Here is a 1,157-nt window from a genome sequence, read left to right as displayed (position 1 = left end):
AGCCGTGTGATGTGAAAGTATCAAGCACGGTTTGGAATTGGAGTTGGCGAAGGTGACTTCCCTTTCGACCATAACATAGCAGTCCGGCGAGTGACCCAAGATAATCAAGGCAAGAAAACAGCCGGTGTTGATGGAATGAGAGCAATCTCTCCAAGACAAAGGTTTGAAATTGTCAAGAGCATCAAGGGAAATCTCAAAGCAAAACCACTGCGACGGGTGTGGATACCAAAACCTGGAAGGGATGAAAAAAGCGGGAATGGGAATACCCACAATCCAAGACAGAGCAAGGCAAGCCTTGGTTAAGTCGGCTCTCGAACCTGAATGGGAATCGAGATTTGAAGGCACAAGCTACGGGTTCCGTCCCGGACGGTCAACCCACGACGCAATAGCACGAATTTACCTAAGCATCCGCAAAGGTGAATACTATGTACTAGATGCTGATATAGCGTGCGAGACGTTTAGGAGTGAAATAGGGCTGCAATGCTCGAAATAACCTCCTAGAGGGGAATCAACTGATTCAACCCAGTTACCCCTTAACTGTTTATATGTTCCAACGCTCGAGCAGAGGAGCAAGGCAGGAAACTCAAGGTCAATCCCATTTTAAGAAATCGCAAAATACCGTCCAAATATACCTAGGAGGAGTATTAAACCACTTGGTGCGATTATGGGATAGAGTAACGGCGATAGCCACCCCCAATTTGAGGATTCACACTCCTAGGGTTGAAGCAGGGAACGGAAGGCGTAATAGGGGAACCTACCTCTCACTCGACCACTGCCAACCATCCATGATTAAGGAGACTGAATGTCCGGCTTGAACCATCGTAAGAATTGAGTAGCGAAACAGGTTGATACGCTGCGCTCAAAAGAGCAAGGGAAAAAGTAGGTGGCTATTCTAACTACCTACACAGACCTTTAAAGTACCCCGGTGGACAGGACAAATCTAAAGATGAAATGCCCATATAAACGGAACGTTATAACCCCTTTCAGGCTCTGACAATCTGGTCGAGGTAGTCAGTAGTGATAAGTGTAAGCGCAAGGTGCGAGACGTTCGGGTATGAAATAGGGCTGAAATGCCCGAAATATAGCATTAGTCAAGGTGGTTAGGACGCAGCTTTGAGAACGGAATCCATGGCATCATGGAGAGAATCAAACTGCTC

1 pseudogene is annotated in these 1,157 nt (G+C 46.9%); it reads left to right on the top strand.

The features are described from left to right. Positions 1 to 75 precede the first annotated feature (75 nt). Positions 76 to 448: pseudogene (locus ACTIE0_RS25085) on the top strand (reverse transcriptase N-terminal domain-containing protein); the annotation flags it as partial. Positions 449 to 1,157 lie beyond the last annotated feature (709 nt).

The sequence above is a fragment of the Limnospira sp. genome (genome assembly GCF_051859755.1).
GTDB classification, from domain to species: Bacteria; Cyanobacteriota; Cyanobacteriia; order Cyanobacteriales; family Microcoleaceae; genus Limnospira; species Limnospira fusiformis.
This window is presented reverse-complemented; position numbering and strand designations above follow the sequence as displayed.